The sequence below is a fragment of the Pseudomonas sp. NPDC088885 genome (genome assembly GCF_044750025.1).
GTDB lineage: Bacteria > Pseudomonadota > Gammaproteobacteria > Pseudomonadales > Pseudomonadaceae > Aquipseudomonas > Aquipseudomonas rustica.
In genome coordinates this window covers 16,028-35,317 of record NZ_JBIVJB010000050.1, presented here as the reverse complement: position 1 = coordinate 35,317, position 19,290 = coordinate 16,028, and the positions used below count along the sequence as shown (strand labels likewise).

Genomic DNA, 19,290 nt, shown 5'->3' with positions numbered 1-19,290 from the left:
GCGACGCTTTATGGTGGGGGTGATTTGTTGGGTCAGGGGGGAAACTGTGTGGTGTATTCGCGACGTGGGGGCTGCGGTGCCGCCATCAACTGCGAGGAACGCTTTGGTGATAGCGACGGTGATCTTGTCATCGGTGTAAGGAACGACAGTGCCATTACGCTTGATCACGCGCAGTTGACCAGGCGCGGTGGCTGCCAGATCCGAATTCGAATCAGCGGCCTGCGGCAAGGTGCCCTGCGGGTTCTCGCGAGTTGTGTCGGTTTGCATGGGGGGTGATCTCCACATTCTCTAGTTTGTTTGGGCACCATCATGGTGCCCACCGTTCTGGCCAGAAGCACTACAACCGACGGGCGTCGGGCATAACAACTTCGGACCAGTAGGAAAAAGGCTAATGACGCCGCGTCCCTGCCGAAGTTTTTGGCTGCGAGCCAAGGCTCGAGCCGGGTTCCATCCCGGGTGACAGTAATGACTGCAACACCCGTACCGTTTCGGTCGTTTCCGACCTGAAAAACGGTGCCATCCGCAAGTGCGGTTTGGTCTTCAGAAAACTTGCTTGGTTCAACCGGAAACCGGCAATAAATCGCTTGAGTTTCAGGTCTGAAATGTGGTTGGGCTTTTCAGTCAAAAACCCTATATGTAGGGTTTTTTTTGCGCCGTGCTACAAGATAATGCGTTTCGAGGGGTGTTGCAACGTACTACCTGTGGATAAACCTGTGCGTAAATTGTGTAAGAAAGGTGGAATTCTCGTGTAGGCCGCGAACCTGCTGAGCTAGACCGTTTGTCACCGTTTTCTCACCGGGAAAAACGCTTCAGCGGATTTTTAAGGGCGCGAACCCTACCACAAAAAATCGCCTTGTCCGAACGCATTTACCGACTTGTGTTCTGGCTGTACGCCGTTTATACAATCGGGCCATGTGAACGCGATTTTATCCTCCAGAAACATGACAAAAACACGGGAGGATTGAAAACTGTGGGAGCGGGCTTGCTCGCGAATGCGGTGTGTCAGATGACTAAGAGGTTGGCTGACACGACGCCTTCGCGAGCAAGCCCGCTCCCACAGGGAATTGTGTTGAGTCAGACGTTCCTTCTTATTAATAACAATAGAAAGCAGAGGTCACCGGTGGAGCAACAAGCCTGGCAGGTATTGATCGTCGAGGATGACCAGCGACTGGCCGAACTCACGCGCGACTACCTGCAAGCCAATGGACTGCGCGTGGAAATCGAAGGCAACGGTGCGCTCGCCGCAGCGCGGATCATTAACGAACAACCGGATCTGGTGATCCTCGACCTGATGCTGCCCGGCGAAGATGGCCTGAGCATCTGCCGCAAAGTCCGCGACCGTTACGACGGGCCGATCCTGATGCTCACCGCGCGCACCGACGACGCCGATCAGATTCAGGGCCTCGACCTCGGCGCCGACGATTACGTGTGCAAACCGGTGCGCCCGCGTTTGTTATTGGCGCGGATTCAGGCGTTGCTGCGACGCAGTGACTCACCCGAACCGACCAGCGAAAAAAGCCGTCGCCTGCAATTCGGCCCGTTGGTGGTCGACAACGCATTGCGCGAAGCCTGGCTCAGCGATAACGGCATCGAACTGACCAGCGCCGAATTCGATTTGCTCTGGCTGCTGGTCTCCAACGCCGGGCGCATTCTCTCGCGGGAAGAAATCTTCACAGCCCTGCGCGGCATCGGTTACGACGGCCAGGATCGCTCGATCGATGTGCGCATCTCGCGCATTCGCCCGAAAATCGGCGACGATCCTGACCATCCACGCCTGATCAAAACCGTGCGCAGCAAAGGTTACCTGTTCGTCCCTGAAGCCTGCGTAGACCTGCCGTTGTGAACTCGATCTTCCTGCGCATCTACGGCGGCATGTGCGCAGCGATCATTCTGGTGGCAGTGCTCGGCGTGCTGGCGCTGAACCTGCTCAACCAAGTGCGCAGCGAGCAGTACCGCGAGCGTCTGGCCCACGGCACGTTCTCGCTGATGGCCAGCAACCTGCAACCGATGAACGAAACCGAACGCCATCGCGCACTGTTGGTGTGGGAGCGGTTGCTGGGGATTCCGTTGGCGCTGAAAAAGTTTACTGACACCGATCTCGACCTGACCCAACGCACCCGCGTGCAGCGCGGCCAAGCGTTGGTCGAGCAGACCGGCCCGCACGCGGCGAAGGTCTATCGACTGGTCAGCGACAAAGAGCAGCTTGTGCTCGTAGGCGAGGTGCAGCAGATCAGCGAGCAACTGGCCCGCGCGACTATTTACCTGCTCGCCGATGAACTGGTGCGCGTGCCGGTCGCCGACCAACCGAAACGGCTGGCGCAGATAAAGGAAGAGAAGGGCTTCGGATTCGATTTGCGTTTGGTCACGGTGGATGACGCCGACATGGACGAAGACCAGAGCCGCCGCGTGGCCGAGGGCGACACGGTGATGGCGCTGGGCAAGGGCGGCGATTCGATCCGCGTGTTCGCCGGTATGGTCGGCACGCCGTGGGTGCTAGAGATCGGCCCGCTGTACCAGATGAATCCCTATCCGCCGGAGTGGCTGGTGTTGATCGCCGCGCTCGGGCTGAGTCTGATCGGCTTGATCGTTTACTTGCTGGTGCGCCAACTCGAACGGCGTTTACGCGGTCTTGAAGCGGCGGCCACGCGCATCGCCAAGGGCAGTCTGGAAACTCGCGTGCCGGCGCGCGGTGCCGACTCGGTGGGGCGGCTGGCGGCGGCGTTCAATGGCATGGCTGAGCACTTGCAACAACTGCTGGCGATTCAGCGTGAATTGGTGCGCGCGGTGTCCCATGAGTTGCGCACGCCGGTGGCGCGTCTGCGTTTCGGTCTGGAAATGATCGGCTCGGCGACCACCCCGCAAGCGCTGGAAAAATACCGCGAAGGCATGGATCACGACATCGAGGATCTCGATAAGCTGGTCGATGAGATGCTCACCTACGCACGACTGGAGCAGGGCTCACCGGCGCTGACCTTCCAGCGGATTGATCTGGATGCGTTGGTCAATCAAGTCATCGAAGAGTTGGCGCCGTTGCGCGCCGAGGTCACGGTGCAGCGCGGGCTGTGTCTGTCGGCTGCGGACAACGACGATGCCTGGGTCGAGGCTGAGCCGCGTTATCTGCATCGCGCGTTGCAGAATCTGGTGAGCAACGCCATGCGCCATGCCCGTTCGAACGTGACGGTGAGTTATCAGGTCGGGCAATTGCGTTGCCGGGTCGACGTTGAGGATGACGGGCCGGGTGTGCCGGAAGTTGCCTGGGAGAAAATCTTCACGCCGTTTCTGCGCCTGGATGACAGCCGCACGCGGGCGTCGGGCGGGCACGGGTTGGGGTTGTCGATTGTGCGGCGGATTATTCACTGGCACGACGGCCGGGCGTTGATTGGCAAGAGCAAGAGTTTGGGCGGGGCGTGTTTTAGTTTGAGTTGGCCGAGGAACCAGGAGCGCCGGTAATTCTTGTGGTGGCTGCGATGCCGCCTTCGCGAGCAGGCTCGCTCCCACAGGGGAATGCATTTCAAAATGTGGGAGCGAGCCTGCTCGCGAAGAGGCCTGAACAGACGTTGAAAGATTTCAGGCGTGGATACTGACCAAACTCAACAACTGCCCATCCCGCACGCCAAACTGCGCATCCAGCTCCGTCCCGCTGCACCACTCAGCCGACAAATCCGTCAGCAGCCGCAACCGAACCTCACCCGCCTCAGTCCATTCGAGTACTTCCGCATGCTCGAAGTAAAAGCGCTTCTGCACAATCGGATACAGCGCTTTGAACAAACTCTCCTTCACCGAAAACGTCAGCGTCACCCACAACGCCAACTGATCCCGCGAGCCTGCCGCCATGCGCTGCATTTCCGCCGGCGTGAGGATTTCCCCGGCGAGGCGTTCGGCGCGTTCGGCGTTGAGCAGGTTTTCCAGATCCATGCCCAAACCGCGCCAGTGCTGTTTATTGGCAACAATCGCTGCTGCGCGCCCGGTGCTGTGGGTGATCGAGCCGCAGATATGCGCCGGCCACACCGGTGCGCGATCTTCGCCAATCGGCGGAACCACGCTGGAACCTTCCAGTTGCTGTAACGCCGCCCGAGCGCAGATCCGACCCGCGAGAAATTCAGCCTGACGTTTGGCCACCGAACGCTGAATGCTCGGCGGCGGCTCGATGGCGCTGCGACGAAAGTCATCGCCGAGCAGCTGCGCCGGATCGAAGTGAGTACTGAGCAGCACGGTATCGGCCAGCACCGAGGGCAACGGCCAATCGGCATCAAGCGGGGTGCAGCAGGCGGGGAGGGTGAGGTTCATGGCAGGCATTTTGCCGGTTCGTCGAGACAAGGTCGAGATCGGCGGTGAAGCTTTCGCGAGCAGGCTCGCTCCCACAGGGGATCTTGTGTGTGGCAGAGATCCAGTGTGGGAGCGAGCCTGCTCGCGAAAGCCGTATCTCGGTCTTTACTGACTCACCCAAAGATTTTCTGGAAGAACGCTTTCATGTCCGCCCAGGACTTCTCATCCGCTGCTTTGTTGTAACCAATATCCGGCCCACCATGTTCGCCATGGCTCAAACGATCCGCATCCGGGTTGGTAAAGCCATGCTTGGCACCCTCAAGCGTGACGAACTTGTAGTTGGCCCCAGCCTTGTCCATTTCCGACTTGAAGGCGATGACGTTGTTCGGCGTGACCATGCTGTCCAGCGCGCCATGTTCCACCAGAATTTTCGCCTTCACACTGCCGGGCGTCGCCGGTGTATTGGTCGCCAACGCGCCGTGGAAACTCACCACGCCCAACAACGGCTCACCCTGACGCGCCGCGTTCAGCACCACGCCCCCGCCGAAGCAATAACCAATGGCCGCGAGTTTGTTCACGTCGGTCTGTGGCTGTTTCTTCAGCAAATCCAGACCGGCTTCGAAGCGTTTGCTCGATGCCGCCGCATCCTTGCTCGCCGTCTGCATGAACGCCATTGCATCCTTCGGGTGCTCGGTGTTCTTGCCCTCGCCGTACATATCAATCGCCAGCGCGCTGTAGCCAAGCTCGGCGAGATCGCGCGCTCGGCGTTTGGCGTAATCGTTCAGGCCCCACCATTCATGCACCACGACGACACCGGGGCGTGCGCCTTTTATAGCGTCGTCATAAGCGTAATAGCCGATCAGCTTGGTGCCGTCGGCACTCTGGTAGGGAATTTCTTCGGTCTTGATCGCTGCCTGAGTCAGGCTGCTGACCGCCAGCAAAGTGAGGGCGAGGAACAGGCGCATGGTCGGGGTCTCTTTATCGAAAGTGGTCAAAACAGCCTAGACGATTTGGTTCAGGTCAGGTTCAGAGACGGTTCAGGGGCGGTACAGGGGCTGGTCAGTAACCTTGCGCCATACCCAAACAGCACTGTGAAAGAGGAAATACCCATGACTCGTTTAAACAAACTGCTGCTGGCATTTACCCTGTTGGGCTCCAGCCTCGCGGCCAATGCCGACGACACCACCAATTTCGCCGGCCTGTCTTTCGGCCAGACCAGTGACAAGATCGACAAGTCCAACGCGCTGAACGACAACCTCGGTCACCCGAACGCCACCGGCGCCATCGATGGCAACAACACTTACGGCGTGCGCCTCGGTCAGCAAAACAGCCAGGGTCGCTACTACGCCACCTACGACAACGTGTCGGGCTCGCACAATGGCATTAAACTGCGGCAGGAAAATCTGCTCGGCAGCTACGATCTGTTCTACCCGGTGGGCGGCAGCACCAAGTTGTTCGGCGGTGCCACGGCGGGTCTGACTAAACTGACTCAGGATTCGCCAGGCTACAGCCGCGACAGTGACATCGGTTATGCGGTCGGCGGCCAGTTGGGTGTGTTGCAACAAGTCACCCAGAACACCTCGGTGGAACTCGGTTATCGTTACCTGATGAGCAATGCCAGCACCGAAATGAAAGAAAGCGGCGGCAGCAAACAAGGCTCGCTGGATCTGAACAGCAGCGCGCAGACTTACCTGTCGGCCAACTACAACTTCTGAGGACGACAGCGAAATCATTGTAGGAGCAAAGCTTGCTCGCGATGGCGCCGGATCAGTCGACTTCTAATTGACTGATTCACCGCTTTCGCGAGCAAGCTTTGCTCCTACAGGTGTGTTTTTGGAGATTCTGGATTTACCCGGGAGAGCGTTATGAAACTGTTGGTCGTCGAAGATGAGGCGCTGTTGCGCCATCACCTGCAAACCCGTCTCACGGAGAGCGGTCACGTGGTCGAGTCCGTGGCCAATGCTGAAGAGGCGCTATACCAGACCGGGCAGTTCAACTTTGATCTGGCGGTGATCGATCTCGGCCTGCCGGGCATGGGCGGCCTCGACCTGATCCGCCAGTTGCGCTCGGGCGGCAAGACCTTTCCGATCCTGATCCTCACCGCGCGCGGCAACTGGCAGGACAAGGTCGAAGGCCTCGCCGCCGGTGCCGACGATTACGTGGTCAAGCCGTTCCAGTTCGAAGAACTCGACGCGCGCCTGAATGCCTTGCTGCGCCGCTCCAGCGGTTTCACCCAGTCGACCATCGTCGCCGGACCGTTGCTGCTCGACCTCAATCGCAAACAGGCGACCCTCGACGAACAACCGCTGGCGCTGACCGCCTACGAGTACCGCATCCTCGAATACCTCATGCGTCATCACCAGCAAGTGGTGCCCAAGGATCGCTTGATGGAACAGCTCTACCCGGACGACGACGAGCGCGATCCGAATGTCATCGAAGTGCTGGTCGGCCGCCTGCGCCGCAAACTCGAAGGCCCGGCCGGGTTCAAACCGATCGACACCGTGCGCGGCCTCGGCTACCTGTTCAATGAGCGCTGCACTTGATTCGTTCGCTTCGCGTCCGGCTGATGCTCGCCGCCACCACGTTGGCGGTGTTGTTCATGCTCGCCTTACTCCCGGCGATGCAGGGCGCGTTCAGCCTCGCGTTGCAGGACTCGATCGAACAACGGCTGGCCTCGGACGTCACCACGCTGATCTCTGCCGCACGCATTGAAAACGGTCGGCTGGTGATGCCGAATCAGTTGCCGGACGAGCGTTTCAACCTCACCGACTTCCGCCTGCTCGGCTACATCTACGACCGCGAAGGGCACTTGGTCTGGCGCTCGAAAGCCACCCAGGAAGAACAGATCAACTACAAACCGCGCTACGACGGCCTCGGCAACGAGTTCGCGCGGATTCGTGAGGCCAACGGTCAGGAATTCTTCGTCTATGACGTCGAAGTCAAACTGCTCGGCGGCAAAAGCGCGGCGTTCAGCATCGTCGCGCTGCAACCGGTGCGCGAATACGAAGTCACCCTCGAAGGCTTGCGTGAAAACCTCTACCTCGGTTTCGGCGCAGCTTTGCTGGTGTTGCTGGCGCTGTTGTGGATCGGCCTGACCTGGGGCTTAAAAGCTTTGCGCCGACTCAGTCAGGAACTCGACGAAATCGAAGGCGGCACCCGCGAAAGCCTCACCGAACAACACCCGCGCGAACTGCTGCGCCTGACCGGCTCGCTCAACCGCTTGCTGCACAGCGAACGCCAGCAGCGCAGCCGCTACCGTGACTCCCTCGATGATCTGGCGCACAGCCTGAAAACCCCGCTGACGGTGTTGCAAGGCGTCAGCGAAGACATGGCCCAACGCCCGGAAGATCGCGATCAGGCCTGGGTGCTGCAATCGCAGATCGAACGCATGAGCCAGCAGATCGGCTACCAACTGCAACGCGCGAGCCTGCGCAAAAGCGGCCTGGTGCGCCATCAGGTTCGTCTGCAACCGGTACTGAAAAGCCTCTGCGACACGCTGGACAAGGTCTATCGCGACAAACATGTACGCGTGGCGTTTGATTTGCCGGAGCATTGTTACGTGCCGATCGAGCAGGGCGCATTGCTGGAGATGATGGGCAACCTGCTGGAGAACGCTTATCGCCTGTGTCTGGGCGAAGTGCGCATCAGCGTGCGTGAAAGTCATGCCGGGGTTGAGTTGTGCATCGAGGATGATGGCCCGGGTGTGCCACCGGATCAGCGTGCGCGGATTCTCGAGCGTGGCGAACGGCTGGATGCCCAGCATCCGGGGCAGGGGATCGGCTTGGCGGTGGTCAAGGACATCATCGAGAGTTACAGCGCCAAGCTGACGCTGGGGGATTCACCGATGGGTGGGGCGGCGTTCAGGATTCATTTTCCGGCGGTGTGATTGGGGGCTGCCCTCACCCTAACCCTCTCCCAGAGGTAGAGGGGACTGACCTAAGTGTCTGTGGAAAATGGTCGACTTGAGCGGTTTGTGTTGAATATGGATTCAACCGCGAAGTATCAGGTCGGCGGAGATTTCGAGCATCCCCCAATCAGTCCCCTCTCCCAGAGGTAGAGGGGACTGACCTAAGTGCCTGTGGAAAATGATCGACCTGAGCGGTTTGTGTTGAATATGGATTCAACAGTGAAGTTTCAGGTCGGCGGAGATTTCGAGCATCCCCCAATCAGTCCCCTCTCCCTCCGGGAGAGGGTTAGGGTGAGGGGCTTTTGATGTGGTGCCTCACTGTTCCTGCGCCCGATAAGCCCCCGGCGTCAGCCCCGTCCATTTCTTGAACGCCCGGTGAAACGCCGACGGCTCAGAAAACCCCAACTGCTCGGCAATCTGCTGCAACGACAAATCCGCCCGTCCCAAATGGTAGATGGCGATATCCCGCCGCAGCTGATCCTTCAACTCCTGAAAACTCGTGCCTTCCTCACGCAAATGCCGGCGCAGCGTCTGCGGGCTGATGTGCATCTGCGCCGCCACCGCTTCCAGATCCGGCCAATTCGCACTGTCACGGCTGAGCAAGCGGCGTAGCCGACTGCTCAGGCTGTCACCGTCATCCGGGCGCGACAGCAAGTCAGCGGGGGAACGTTCGAGGAAGTGTTTGAGCGTGCGCTCGTCCTGCAACAACGGCATGTGCAGGTAGCGGCTGTGAAACAGCAGGCTGCTCTGATCGCTGGCAAACGTCATCGGGCAGGGAAACAGCAAATCGTATTCCGCGCCGTGTTCGGGGCGTGGGTAGCTGAACGTCACCTGCTCCAGCCGGATGCGCTGGCCAATCAGCCAACTGCCGAGGCGATGCCAGATCACCAGCAGGCTTTCAGTCAAAAAGTGATCCGGATCCCACAATTGCGCATCGGCGAGGCTCAAACGCACCCATTCGTCTTCGCGGCTCAGGGTCAGGCGCGGGCCTTGCGGGAATAGGCTATAAAACAATAAGCCGCGTTGCAGAGCCTTCTCCAGATTGCGGCAATGAATCGAGGCGTGGCACATCATCGCGAAGCTGCCGGGCTTGCTCGGTGCATTGCCGAAACCGAGGTATTCGTCGTCCAGCACCAGCCACAGGCCTTGGATCAATTGAGTGAACTGTTCCGGCGCGAGACGCGCGCGAGGTTCGTCGAGCAATTCCGGGCTGATGCCCAGTTGCAGCAACAGGCTCGAATAGTCGAAACCCAGGCGGCGTGCGCCACCGAGGGCGGCACGGGCGAAATGACTGGCGATGGTGCGTTCGCGCATATGCGGCAAATCCTTCCTCAGGCGCCGGATGGTAGCCGGGGGTGATGCGAGCAACAAGGCGGATTTCCGCCAAATTGTAGGACGACAAACGGCGAGTTGGCGGAAATCCGCCACACTCAAGTCGCCGGACGTTGACACTAAAAAGACCTGCAGCCCTTGATGTCAAAAGGCTTGCCGTGAAATGCACCAAAGTGGCACGGCGTTTGCGATAAGAGCGACAGAAGCGTGCGTTTATCCCGCCCGGAAAACGCCGCTCCAACAACAAATCCCTCCAGTGCAGGAGGGTTCGCAATTCAGGTTTCGCGGCGTAACAGATGGATGTTGCACGCGGGGCTCTTGAGGAAACTTGCAATGACGACTCGTCAGCCACTGTACAAATCCCTGTATTTCCAGGTGATCATCGCGATCATCATCGGTATCGCGCTTGGTCATTACTACCCGCAGTTCGGCGTGGCGGTAAAGCCGCTGGGTGACGGGTTCATCAAACTGATCAAAATGATCATCGCTCCAATCATCTTCTGCACCGTGGTCAGCGGCATCGCTGGCATGCAAAGCATGAAATCGGTCGGCAAGACCGGTGGTTACGCGCTTCTGTACTTCGAAATCGTTTCGACCATCGCTCTGCTGGTTGGTCTGGTTGTGGTCAACATTGTGCAGCCGGGCAACGGCATGCACATCGACGTTGCCACCCTCGACGCTTCGAAAGTCGCTTCCTATGTAGCGGCGGGCGCTGACCAAAGCGTTGTCGGCTTCCTGCTCAACGTGATCCCGACCACCATCGTCGGCGCGTTCGCCACCGGTGACATCCTGCAAGTGCTGATGTTCTCGGTGATCTTCGGCTTCGCCCTGCATCGCCTGGGTGACTACGGTCGTCCGATCCTCGACTTCATCGATCGCTTCGCCCACGTGATGTTCAACATCATCAACATGATCATGAAGCTCGCGCCAATCGGTGCCTTCGGTGCCATGGCCTTCACCATCGGCGCTTACGGCGTGGGTTCGCTGGTGCAGCTGGGTCAACTGATGATCTGCTTCTACATCACTTGCCTGTTGTTCGTGTTGATCGTGCTTGGCGGTATCGCCCGCATGCACGGTTTCAGCGTGCTGAAGATGATCCGTTACATCCGTGAAGAGCTGCTGATCGTACTCGGCACTTCGTCGTCGGAATCGGTACTGCCACGCATGCTGATCAAGATGGAGCGTCTGGGCGCGAAGAAATCGGTAGTGGGTCTGGTGATCCCGACCGGTTACTCGTTCAACCTCGACGGCACCGCGATCTACCTGACCATGGCTGCGGTGTTCATTGCTCAGGCAACCGACACGCACATGGACATCACGCACCAGATCACCCTGCTGGTGGTGTTGCTGCTGTCCTCCAAAGGCGCTGCCGGTGTGACCGGTTCGGGCTTCATCGTGTTGGCCGCAACCCTGTCGGCGGTAGGTCACCTGCCGGTGGCCGGTCTGGCGCTGATCCTCGGTATCGACCGCTTCATGTCCGAAGCACGCGCACTGACCAACCTGGTGGGCAACGCTGTTGCGACCATCGTGGTTGCCAAGTGGGTGAAAGAGCTGGACACCGACGTACTGCAATCCGAGCTGGCCTCGGGTGGTCGCGGTATCGCTGATACCCGTCCTGAAGATGATCTGGGTGTGGCTGAAGGCCCGGCCCCGAGCAGCGTCAAGTAAGTAAAAAAGCCCTTGTGGTGAGGGGATTCATCCCCGTTGGGTCGCGAAGCGGCCCCTTCTGAAGATAAGAGAAGGGGCCTGCTGCGCAGTCCAACGGGGATACCCCCCCTCACCACAGGGTTTTTTATTGCCTGCGATTTGAGCGTAACGGTCACACCCGCTGACATATCCGGTGATTGCTGCTTCGGCAATGGCTGCCTAGGCTGAGTGCATCGCCCAAGGAGTTCGCCCATGTCTGCACCGCTGGCCTCACTGAAAATCCTCGATTTCTCCACGCTGTTGCCGGGGCCGTTCGCGTCGCTGTTGTTGGCGGACATGGGCGCCGAGGTGCTGCGTATCGAATCGCCGACGCGCATGGATCTGCTGCGCGTATTACCGCCGCACGATGGCGGGATGTCCGCCAGTCACGCCTATCTCAATCGCAATAAGCGCAGCCTGGCGCTGGATCTCAAGCAGCCCGAAGCGCTCGAGGTGATCAAGCAATTGCTGACGGATCACGACATCGTTTTGGAACAGTTTCGTCCCGGCGTGATGGAGCGATTGGGCCTGGGTTATGAAGCGTTGAAGGCGATCAATCCAAAACTGATCTACGTGTCTATCACCGGTTACGGCCAGACCGGCCCGTACAAGGATCGCGCCGGGCATGACATCAACTATCTCGCCCTCGCCGGGCTCTCCAGTTACACCGGTCGCGCCGACAGCGGGCCGTTGCCGTTGGGTATGCAAGTGGCGGATGTCGCCGGTGGTTCGTTGCACGGGGTAATCGGTTTACTCGCAGCGGTGATTGCGCGTCAGCAAACGGGGCAGGGCACCCATCTGGACGTGAGCATGACCGATTGCGCATTCAGCCTGAATGCCATGGCCGGCGCCGGTTATCTCGCTTGCGGCGAGGAGCCGGGCTGGGAAGACCAGATGCTCAATGGCGGCAGCTTTTACGACTATTACCGTTCGCGGGATGGGCGTTGGATGTCGGTTGGCAGTCTGGAGCCGGCGTTCATGCAGCAGCTGTGTACGGCGCTGGGCCGGCCGGAGTTGGCGGCGCAAGGCTTGTCACCGAAACCTGAGCAGCAGCGGGCGCTGAAGGAGGCGTTGAAGATCGAGTTCGAACGGCATGACTTCGCTGAACTGTGCGAGCTGTTTGCCGGGATCGATGCGTGTGCCGAGCCGGTGTTGAATTTGAGTGAGGCCGTGCGGCATCCGCAGTTGCAGGCGCGCGAACTGGTGACGCAGGTGCCGCGCGGGGATGGCACGACGCAGGCGCAGATGGCGTGTCCGTTGAAGTTTTCCGAGGATTTACCGGCGCCGCGGCATGTCGGGGCGGTGTTAGGGCAGCATACGGATGGGGTGTTGGGGGAGTTGGGGTTTAGTCCTGCGAAAATTGCAGAGCTGCGGCGGGACAAGGTCATTCTTTAGCTCGTTCCCACGCTCTGCGTGGGAATGAATCCCGTGACGCTCTGCGTCACAGTGGACGCGGAGCGTCCATGGCGGCGTTCCCACGCCGAGCATGGGAACGATCGGGGGGGTCATTCCACTCGCATCTCACCACTGAACACCAACGTATTCCGGCAACTACGACACAAATACCGCCGCCCCTGCCGCACCAGGCTATGTCGCTGCGCCGAAAACGGAAAATCACTGTCCACGCACGGGCATTTGTAGATATAGCGGGTCACGCTGCGACGCTTGATAGCGTAGGTATGGCAGCGATCCGGCGGCAGTTCGTAAACCCCGCGCATGATCAGTTGCCATTCCTCGCCGTGCGGCTGAATGCGGTCGCCAAACAACTGATGGGCGATCAGGTGCGCAACTTCGTGGGCCACGGTTTGTTTGAGGAAATGTTCGGTGTTTTCCCGGTACAGCTGCGGATTGAAGCGCAGCAGGTTCTCGTGCAAATGCGCGACACCGGCTTTTTGCCCGCGCAGCTTGAGACTGACGACAGGGCGTTGGAAGTGACGTTTGAAAAAGGATTCAGCGAGTTGGTAACAGTCTTCGACGCGGGTATTGAGTTGCTCGGGCATGCTTGATGGATCTCCAGAGACGTCGAGTATGCCGCAACCCTGGGGACTTGCGAATCGTCGAGCTGCCGAATGGTCATCCGGCAAACGACAAGGCCGCCTCGCGGCGGCCTTTATGAACAAGACGTTTGCTAGTTGGTGTAGACAGGCCCTACGCCCAGCCCCCAGACGATCACGGTAAACGCCATGATGGCGACCAGCACCACCAGACCCACCGCCAGCACCGAGCTTGAGAACAGGAAACCTTCATCCGACGGAATATTCATGAACGTCGGCAGCCCCACGTACAACAGATAAACCGTGTAACAGATGGCCGCCGTGCCGACGATCATCCCCAGCCACATATGCGGATACAGCGCCGCCAGTCCGCCGACAAACAACGGTGTTGCGGTATAAGTGGCGAATGCGACACAACGGGCCAGACTCGGGTTGGCGTCGTACGTACGCGCCATCCAGTGCACGAAAGCGCCCATGACCGCGACGCCGCCAAGCATCGCCAGGTACGACATGACGGTCATCCAGATCGCGCTTTCGACGGTGAGCATTACTGGCGCGCGGTTACCGATCACCCAGCCGACCTGGGTAGTGCCGATAAACGCCGAAATGGCGGGGATCGCCGCCAGAATCAGCGTGTGCGTCAGGTACATGTGGCTGATGCTTTCCTCTTGGTCGCCACGGATTTCCTTCCATTCCTGATCGGGGTGGGTGAAAAGTCCCACTACGTGATGGATCATGCCAGTCACTCCTCTTGTTATTGCCATCGCCCCCCAACGGAGCGCCTACGGGCCAATGAGGCCGAGCAAAGTCAGGTCATGGATGTGTGCGACCTTATGTCGCAGTATAGAAAGGACTTAACCGCACAGGTATTAGGGGCTTAGAGCAAATCGCGCTGTAAACACGGGGCTTAATCGCCTTGGGGTCTTGCCGGTAAGGCATTTTTGATGCTTGAAACACTTTTGTGGCGAGGGGATTTATCCCCGTTCGGCTGCGCAGCAGTCGCCAAGCCATTCACCGCGCAGTGTCAGGCAATACGAGTTCTCAGGTTTTAGGGCTGCTTCGCAACCCGACGGGGATAAATCCCCTCGCCACAGGTTCTGAGTGAAATTGGCTAGAAGGGACAGACCACAGCCCTTCGCGCATCCAGGGTTTTTGCGTAAAATGCCGGCCTTTCGTCACACCTCACGGATTTCGCGTCATGGGCACTCTTACGGTCAACCAGAACAAACTGCAAAAGCGCCTGCGCCGCCTGGCCGGCGAAGCGGTTGCTGACTTCAACATGATTGAAGACGGCGACAAGGTCATGGTCTGCCTGTCCGGGGGCAAGGATAGTTACACCATGCTCGACGTGCTGCTGCACCTGCAGAAGGTTGCACCGATCAAGTTCGAGATCGTCGCGGTGAACATGGATCAAAAGCAGCCGGGCTTCCCCGAGCACGTGCTGCCGGCCTATCTGAAAGAGCTGGGCGTCGAGTACCACATCGTCGAGAAAGACACCTACTCGGTGGTCAAGGAGCTGATTCCGGAAGGCAAGACCACCTGCTCGCTGTGTTCACGTCTGCGTCGCGGCACGCTGTACACCTTTGCTGACGAAATTGGCGCGACGAAAATGGCCCTCGGTCATCACCGCGACGACATCGTCGAGACGTTCTTCCTCAACATGTTTTTCAACGGTTCGCTGAAAGCCATGCCACCCAAGCTGCGCGCCGATGACGGCCGCAACGTGGTGATCCGTCCGCTGGCGTACTGCAACGAAAAAGACATTCAGGCCTATTCGGACTTGAAGGAATTCCCGATCATCCCGTGCAACCTCTGCGGTTCGCAGGAAAACCTGCAGCGTCAGGTGGTCAAGGAAATGCTCCTGGACTGGGAACGCAAGACACCCGGTCGAACGGAAAGCATCTTCCGCAGTCTGCAGAATGTCATCCCGTCGCAACTGGCCGACCGCAACCTGTTCGACTTCACCAGCCTGAAGATCGACGAAACCGCGGCTTCGCGCTTCGTGAACGTCGTCAATCTGTAAACCCAATCTCTGTGGGGCCCCTGTGGCGAGGGGATTTATCCCCGATGGAGCGCGAAGCGCTCCCAGAATAGTCTGGGGCTGCTACGCAGCCCATCGGGGATAAATCCCCTCACCACAGGATCCCACATTGGTTTTTTGTTTCATTCGATAGGAGAGGGCATGCGCGATTACAAGTGGCTGCACGAATACTGTCTGAACCGCTTCGGTTCGGCGGCTGAACTGGAAGCCCATCTGCCCGTTCCCAAGACTCCCGCACAACTGCGCAAAATCAGCGACGACCGCTACCTTTCGACCATGGCCCTGCGCGTGTTCCGTGCCGGCCTCAAGCACAGTCTGGTCGACGCCAAATGGCCGGCCTTCGAAGAAGTGTTCTTCAAGTTCGACCCGGAAAAAGTCGTGCTGATGAGCGCCGAACACCTCGAACGCCTGATGCAGGATGCGCGGATCATCCGCCACCTCGGCAAACTGAAAAGCGTGCCGCGCAATGCGCAGTTCATTCTCGATGTTGAAAAGGACAAGGGCAGTTTCGGCGCACTGATCGCCGACTGGCCGGTGACCGATATCGTCGGCCTGTGGACGTACCTGAAAAAGCACGGCCATCAACTCGGCGGGCTGTCAGCGCCACGGTTTTTGCGCATGGTCGGCAAGGATACTTTTGTGCCGAGCTACGACGTGGTTGCGGCGCTGAACGCGCAGAAGATCGTCGACAAAGTGCCGACCAGCCAGCGTGATCTGGCGATTGTGCAGAATGTCTTCAATCAGTGGCATGAAGAGAGCGGCGGAAGGCCGATGAGCCAGATTTCGATGATGCTCTCGTACACTGTGAATCATTGAAACCGAGTCGCTCCAATCGCTAGCAGGCTAGCTCCCACATGGGATCTTTGGCGTTCACAAATCCCCTGTGGGAGCGAGCCTGCTCGCGAAGGCGCCCGGTCAGGCGACGGAAATCTCGCCTTCACCCGCCAACTTGCGATTCAACTGATACCGCCACCGCACATACAACAGCGCCGAGCAGAACACCGCCAGGCTCGCGACCATCTCCAGCACACCAAACAACTGCCGGTTCGGGTCATACGCCGCCAGTGCGCCTTTGATGAAATACAGATTCACCACAAAACACATCCACGAATGACCACGGGCGCTGCCCATGATCATCGCCGGGGCGAGAACCAGCCACGGGATCAACTCGACCAGCAGAATCACCCACGGCCGCGCGCCGTGCAGATCGGCGAAGATCAGATAGTACGCAGCGAGCAACCCGGCCAAGGCAAAAAAGCTCAGCAGACTGACCACCCGCATCGCTTTCACGCGCGGCTCAAGCCACTCGACCGAGGGCAGGATTTTCGGCTTCTTCGCCACCGTCAGCCCTCCAGTTTTTGCGCAGTCTTGGCCAGACGATGGCCGAGCGCACGGCACAGCGCGACTTCGTGCTGATCCAGACCTTTTTTGCCGTCCGCCCCAGCGTGATGGCTGGCGCCGTATGGTGTGCCGCCGCCCTGGGTTTCCAGCAGTGCCGATTCGCTGTACGGCAGACCGGTGATGAGCATGCCGTGGTGCAGCAGTGGCAGCATCATCGACAGCAGCGTGGTTTCCTGACCGCCGTGCAAACTGGCGGTGGAGGTGAACACGCCGGCCGGTTTGCCAACCAGAGCACCGGTCAGCCACAGGTTGCTGGTGCCGTCGAGGAAGTATTTCAGCGGTGCGGCCATGTTGCCGAAACGCGTCGGGCTACCGAGGGCCAGGCCGGCGCAGTTTTTCAGATCATCCAGCGTGGCGTAGAGCGCGCCTTCGTCCGGAATGCTTGGCGCAACGGCTTCGCACTCGGTGGAGATCGCCGGCACGGTACGCAGACGCGCTTCGAGGCCGGCCTGCTCGACACCGCGAGCAATCTGCCGCGCCATCTCGTTGGTCGAGCCATTGCGGCTGTAATACAACACCAGAATGTACGGCGCGCTCACGGCAGCAACTCCAGGACATTTTCCGGCGGTCGACCGATGACGGCTTTGTCACCGACTTCAAGAATCGGTCGCTCCATCAGTTTCGGATGCTGGGCGATGGCGTCGATCAATTGCGCTTCGCTGAGGCTTTCATCCGCCAATTGAAGCATTTTGTATTCATCTTCCCCGGTACGCAGCAACTGGCGTGCGCTGATCCCGAGCTTGCCGAGCAGGGCCTTGATTTGCGCCGCATTCAGCGGGGTTTCGAGGTAACGCACGACGTTTGGGCTCAGGCCGCGGGCTTCAATAAGTTCCAGCGCGCCGCGGGATTTCGAGCAGCGCGGATTGTGATAAAGCGTCAGATCGGTCATGGCGGGTCGCTTCTGGCGTAAAGTGGCGGCTATTCTAACTGTGCAGCGCGCAATCCAGAACCGTCAGAGGCGATGGGTCGCAGGCGCGTTTAAATTTTCACAAGGAACATGACATGACACGGCGATTGGCAGCGGCATTGACGATTATCGGGGCGTTGATGCTGGGGGGCTGCGGCAACGACTACGGCATCGACCAGAACGGGCAGAAAGTCGCGTCCGAGCGTCTGGACAAACAATGGGTAGTGCTTAACTACTGGGCCGAATGGTGCGGGCCGTGCCGAACGGAGATTCCGGAACTCAATCATCTGGCTGACGAGCTCAAGGGCAAGAACGTCGGCGTGTTCGGGGTTAACTTCGACAACGTGCAGGGCGCGGAGCTGAAAGAGGCCAGTGAAAAACTCGGTATCAAGTTCACCGTGCTGGCGCAGGATCCGGCGGAGTTGTTCGACGTGCCGCGCAGTGAAGCGCTGCCGGTGACGTACATCATCGACAACAAAGGCAAGGTGCGTGAACAGCTGATGGGCGAGCAGACGGCGGCGGGGGTGATGGCGAAGCTGGAGGCGTTGCAGGCTACGAAGTAAGTAGCCTCTAAGAGCAGACCCTCACCCCAGCCCTCTCCCGGAGGGAGAGGGGGCCGACCGAGGTGTCTGGCGAATTACATCGACCTGAGAAATCGAGTTGATTGTGAATTCGCCAAAACCAGATCCAGTCGATTTTGGATTCAGCTACGCACGTTCAAGTCGGCGTACCTCTCCAATAACCCCCAATCAGTCCCCTCTCCCTCTGGGAGAGGGCTAGGGTGAGGGCTTTGGCGGACTAACAAATCAACCCTCTTCCAGCCACCAGCGCAAAGGCTTGCCTTCAACCGGCCAGAAGCGCATCTGCTCGATCGGCGAGATGTCCCAGCGCTCGACATGTTCCAGCGCCTCGAGGAAACGTTGCTCCTGCTCCATCAACGCCGGCGCGCACAGTTTGCGGGTCTTGCCGATTTTGCCGAAGCTCAGCTTGTCGCCTTCCAGCGTGTACGGCGCGAACCAATGGTTGCAGCCGCCGTTGCCGTAAGCGCGACCATCCTCGCCGAGGGTCACGGTTAGATGGCTGTAATCCATCAATGGCCGTTCACCGATCCACTCCAGAATGTAGCTGCGGTTTTGTTGCAGTTGCACAGGCTCAGCCGCACAACCCACCAGACCAACACCGACCAACGCGGTCAGGGCAAAGCGTTTCATCACGCAGGCTCCTGGCATTTCGGGCACAGGTGCTTGTCGCCAACGACTTTCCAGCCCAGCTCGGCAATCCGCGCGGTGGCGGCCGGTTTCTCTGCGGTTTTGCCCAGCTTGGCGTCCACGGCGAATTCAAAACTCAGCTCTTTGGCGCAGATGTCGCAGTTGACCTGCCAGGTGTGGATCGCCAGTTCGCCGAACACCGGGCCGGTGGTCATCGCAGTCCATTGGCCCGGCGGATTGATCAGATGGCGGACGGTTTCGACGGTCAGGCGCATGGACAAATCCTTGCTGCCTTTGAGGGTGACCAACAGCGCGTCACCGATGCGGATCGAACCACCGTTGCCGGTGACCTGATAGCGGCCCGGAACGAGGGCGCGGCATTCGGTGAGGGTGTGTTGCGGGTTCATCAGCGTGTAGCGGAAATCGTGTTCGACCATGGGTCCTCCAAATATGCGCGACATGCTAGCACGGGCTCGATTGCAGGATGATGCGCGCGTGCGACCTTCGATCCGGTTCAAATCGACCCGCACCCATGGCAAACTGCCGCC

At 59.3% G+C, this 19,290-nt stretch carries 21 protein-coding genes; 10 read left to right on the top strand and 11 right to left on the bottom strand.

What is annotated here, in order from left to right; genetic code table 11:
• The coding region (locus tag ACIP1X_RS18670; RefSeq protein WP_400754177.1) for an ATP cone domain-containing protein at positions 1-267 on the bottom strand (267 nt) is incomplete at its 3' end.
• 853 nt (positions 268-1,120) lie between these two features.
• Here ACIP1X_RS18670 and ACIP1X_RS18665 point away from each other — a divergent pair.
• Both ACIP1X_RS18665 and ACIP1X_RS18660 read left to right on the top strand, forming a co-directional pair.
• Positions 1,121-1,843 carry a response regulator gene (locus tag ACIP1X_RS18665; RefSeq protein WP_159812697.1) on the top strand — a complete coding sequence of 241 codons (723 nt, stop codon included), beginning with the start codon at positions 1,121-1,123 and terminating at the stop codon, positions 1,841-1,843.
• Positions 1,840-3,450 carry an ATP-binding protein gene (locus ACIP1X_RS18660; RefSeq protein ID WP_053122805.1) on the top strand — a complete coding sequence of 537 codons (1,611 nt, stop codon included), beginning with the start codon at positions 1,840-1,842 and terminating at the stop codon, positions 3,448-3,450. The genes ACIP1X_RS18665 and ACIP1X_RS18660 overlap by 4 nt, the downstream gene beginning before the upstream one ends.
• A gap of 117 nt (positions 3,451-3,567) precedes the next feature.
• On the opposite strand, the gene ACIP1X_RS18655 is transcribed toward ACIP1X_RS18660, so the two are convergent.
• Positions 3,568-4,287 (bottom strand): 4'-phosphopantetheinyl transferase, encoded by a 720-nt coding sequence (locus ACIP1X_RS18655; RefSeq protein WP_400754182.1) that lies wholly within the window; start codon positions 4,285-4,287, stop codon positions 3,568-3,570.
• A gap of 152 nt (positions 4,288-4,439) precedes the next feature.
• Positions 4,440-5,231 (bottom strand): dienelactone hydrolase family protein, encoded by a 792-nt coding sequence (locus ACIP1X_RS18650; RefSeq protein WP_400754175.1) that lies wholly within the window; start codon positions 5,229-5,231, stop codon positions 4,440-4,442.
• A 144-nt stretch (positions 5,232-5,375) separates the two neighbouring features.
• Here ACIP1X_RS18650 and ACIP1X_RS18645 point away from each other — a divergent pair, with 144 nt between their 5' ends.
• The 3 genes from ACIP1X_RS18645 (at position 5,376) to ACIP1X_RS18635 (ending at position 8,152) form a co-directional block, all read left to right on the top strand.
• A complete protein-coding gene (locus ACIP1X_RS18645; RefSeq protein WP_159812689.1) occupies positions 5,376-5,981 on the top strand; it encodes a hypothetical protein in 606 nt (201 codons plus the stop codon).
• Positions 5,982-6,131: 150 nt separating this feature from the next.
• The gene (locus tag ACIP1X_RS18640; protein WP_008079190.1) at positions 6,132-6,809 is read left to right on the top strand and encodes a response regulator transcription factor; all 678 of its coding nucleotides are present in this window, start codon (positions 6,132-6,134) and stop codon (positions 6,807-6,809) included.
• Entirely contained in the window at positions 6,806-8,152 is a 1,347-nt protein-coding gene (locus ACIP1X_RS18635; protein ID WP_400754172.1) for an ATP-binding protein, read from the top strand. Before ACIP1X_RS18640 ends, ACIP1X_RS18635 begins: the two co-directional genes overlap by 4 nt.
• A gap of 336 nt (positions 8,153-8,488) precedes the next feature.
• Here ACIP1X_RS18635 and ACIP1X_RS18630 read toward each other — a convergent pair whose 3' ends face one another.
• Entirely contained in the window at positions 8,489-9,487 is a 999-nt protein-coding gene (locus ACIP1X_RS18630; protein WP_400754170.1) for an AraC family transcriptional regulator, read from the bottom strand.
• A gap of 351 nt (positions 9,488-9,838) precedes the next feature.
• Here ACIP1X_RS18630 and ACIP1X_RS18625 point away from each other — a divergent pair, with 351 nt between their 5' ends.
• On the top strand, positions 9,839-11,173 hold the full coding sequence (locus tag ACIP1X_RS18625; RefSeq protein ID WP_159814994.1) for a dicarboxylate/amino acid:cation symporter: 1,335 nt from the start codon (positions 9,839-9,841) through the stop codon (positions 11,171-11,173).
• A 231-nt stretch (positions 11,174-11,404) separates the two neighbouring features.
• Positions 11,405-12,586, top strand: a complete 1,182-nt coding sequence (locus tag ACIP1X_RS18620; protein ID WP_400754168.1) for a CaiB/BaiF CoA transferase family protein — start codon at positions 11,405-11,407, stop codon at positions 12,584-12,586.
• A 110-nt stretch (positions 12,587-12,696) separates the two neighbouring features.
• On the opposite strand, the gene ACIP1X_RS18615 is transcribed toward ACIP1X_RS18620, so the two are convergent.
• On the bottom strand, positions 12,697-13,191 hold the full coding sequence (locus ACIP1X_RS18615; protein WP_053122789.1) for a SprT family zinc-dependent metalloprotease: 495 nt from the start codon (positions 13,189-13,191) through the stop codon (positions 12,697-12,699).
• 128 nt (positions 13,192-13,319) lie between these two features.
• Positions 13,320-13,922, bottom strand: a complete 603-nt coding sequence (locus tag ACIP1X_RS18610) for a Yip1 family protein (protein ID WP_053122787.1) — start codon at positions 13,920-13,922, stop codon at positions 13,320-13,322.
• Positions 13,923-14,383: 461 nt separating this feature from the next.
• Between ACIP1X_RS18610 and ttcA the strand changes: the two genes are divergently transcribed.
• The gene (gene ttcA, locus ACIP1X_RS18605; RefSeq protein ID WP_038367448.1) at positions 14,384-15,208 is read left to right on the top strand and encodes a tRNA 2-thiocytidine(32) synthetase TtcA; all 825 of its coding nucleotides are present in this window, start codon (positions 14,384-14,386) and stop codon (positions 15,206-15,208) included.
• Positions 15,209-15,367: 159 nt separating this feature from the next.
• Positions 15,368-16,042 (top strand): DNA-3-methyladenine glycosylase I, encoded by a 675-nt coding sequence (locus ACIP1X_RS18600; protein WP_400754166.1) that lies wholly within the window; start codon positions 15,368-15,370, stop codon positions 16,040-16,042.
• Positions 16,043-16,141: 99 nt separating this feature from the next.
• Here ACIP1X_RS18600 and ACIP1X_RS18595 read toward each other — a convergent pair whose 3' ends face one another.
• Genes ACIP1X_RS18595 through arsC form a run of 3 tightly spaced genes read right to left on the bottom strand, consistent with a single transcriptional unit; the run spans position 16,142 to position 17,516 of the window.
• Positions 16,142-16,567, bottom strand: a complete 426-nt coding sequence (locus tag ACIP1X_RS18595) for a DUF2069 domain-containing protein (RefSeq protein WP_053122782.1) — start codon at positions 16,565-16,567, stop codon at positions 16,142-16,144.
• 2 nt (positions 16,568-16,569) lie between these two features.
• Positions 16,570-17,166: an NAD(P)H:quinone oxidoreductase gene (gene wrbA / locus ACIP1X_RS18590; RefSeq protein ID WP_053122780.1), complete on the bottom strand. Its 597-nt coding sequence runs from the start codon at positions 17,164-17,166 to the stop codon at positions 16,570-16,572.
• The gene (gene arsC / locus ACIP1X_RS18585; RefSeq protein ID WP_053122778.1) at positions 17,163-17,516 is read right to left on the bottom strand and encodes an arsenate reductase (glutaredoxin); all 354 of its coding nucleotides are present in this window, start codon (positions 17,514-17,516) and stop codon (positions 17,163-17,165) included. The genes wrbA and arsC overlap by 4 nt, the downstream gene beginning before the upstream one ends.
• 113 nt (positions 17,517-17,629) lie before the next feature.
• Between arsC and ACIP1X_RS18580 the strand changes: the two genes are divergently transcribed.
• Positions 17,630-18,097 carry a TlpA disulfide reductase family protein gene (locus ACIP1X_RS18580; RefSeq protein ID WP_159814989.1) on the top strand — a complete coding sequence of 156 codons (468 nt, stop codon included), beginning with the start codon at positions 17,630-17,632 and terminating at the stop codon, positions 18,095-18,097.
• Positions 18,098-18,340: 243 nt separating this feature from the next.
• Here the strand turns inward: ACIP1X_RS18580 and ACIP1X_RS18575 are convergent, their stop codons facing one another.
• Together ACIP1X_RS18575 and ACIP1X_RS18570 are read right to left on the bottom strand one after the other, a co-directional pair.
• Positions 18,341-18,745, bottom strand: a complete 405-nt coding sequence (locus ACIP1X_RS18575) for an META domain-containing protein (RefSeq protein ID WP_400754163.1) — start codon at positions 18,743-18,745, stop codon at positions 18,341-18,343.
• Positions 18,745-19,179, bottom strand: a complete 435-nt coding sequence (locus tag ACIP1X_RS18570) for a hypothetical protein (protein ID WP_400754160.1) — start codon at positions 19,177-19,179, stop codon at positions 18,745-18,747. The genes ACIP1X_RS18575 and ACIP1X_RS18570 overlap by 1 nt, the downstream gene beginning before the upstream one ends.
• Positions 19,180-19,290: the final 111 nt, after the last annotated feature.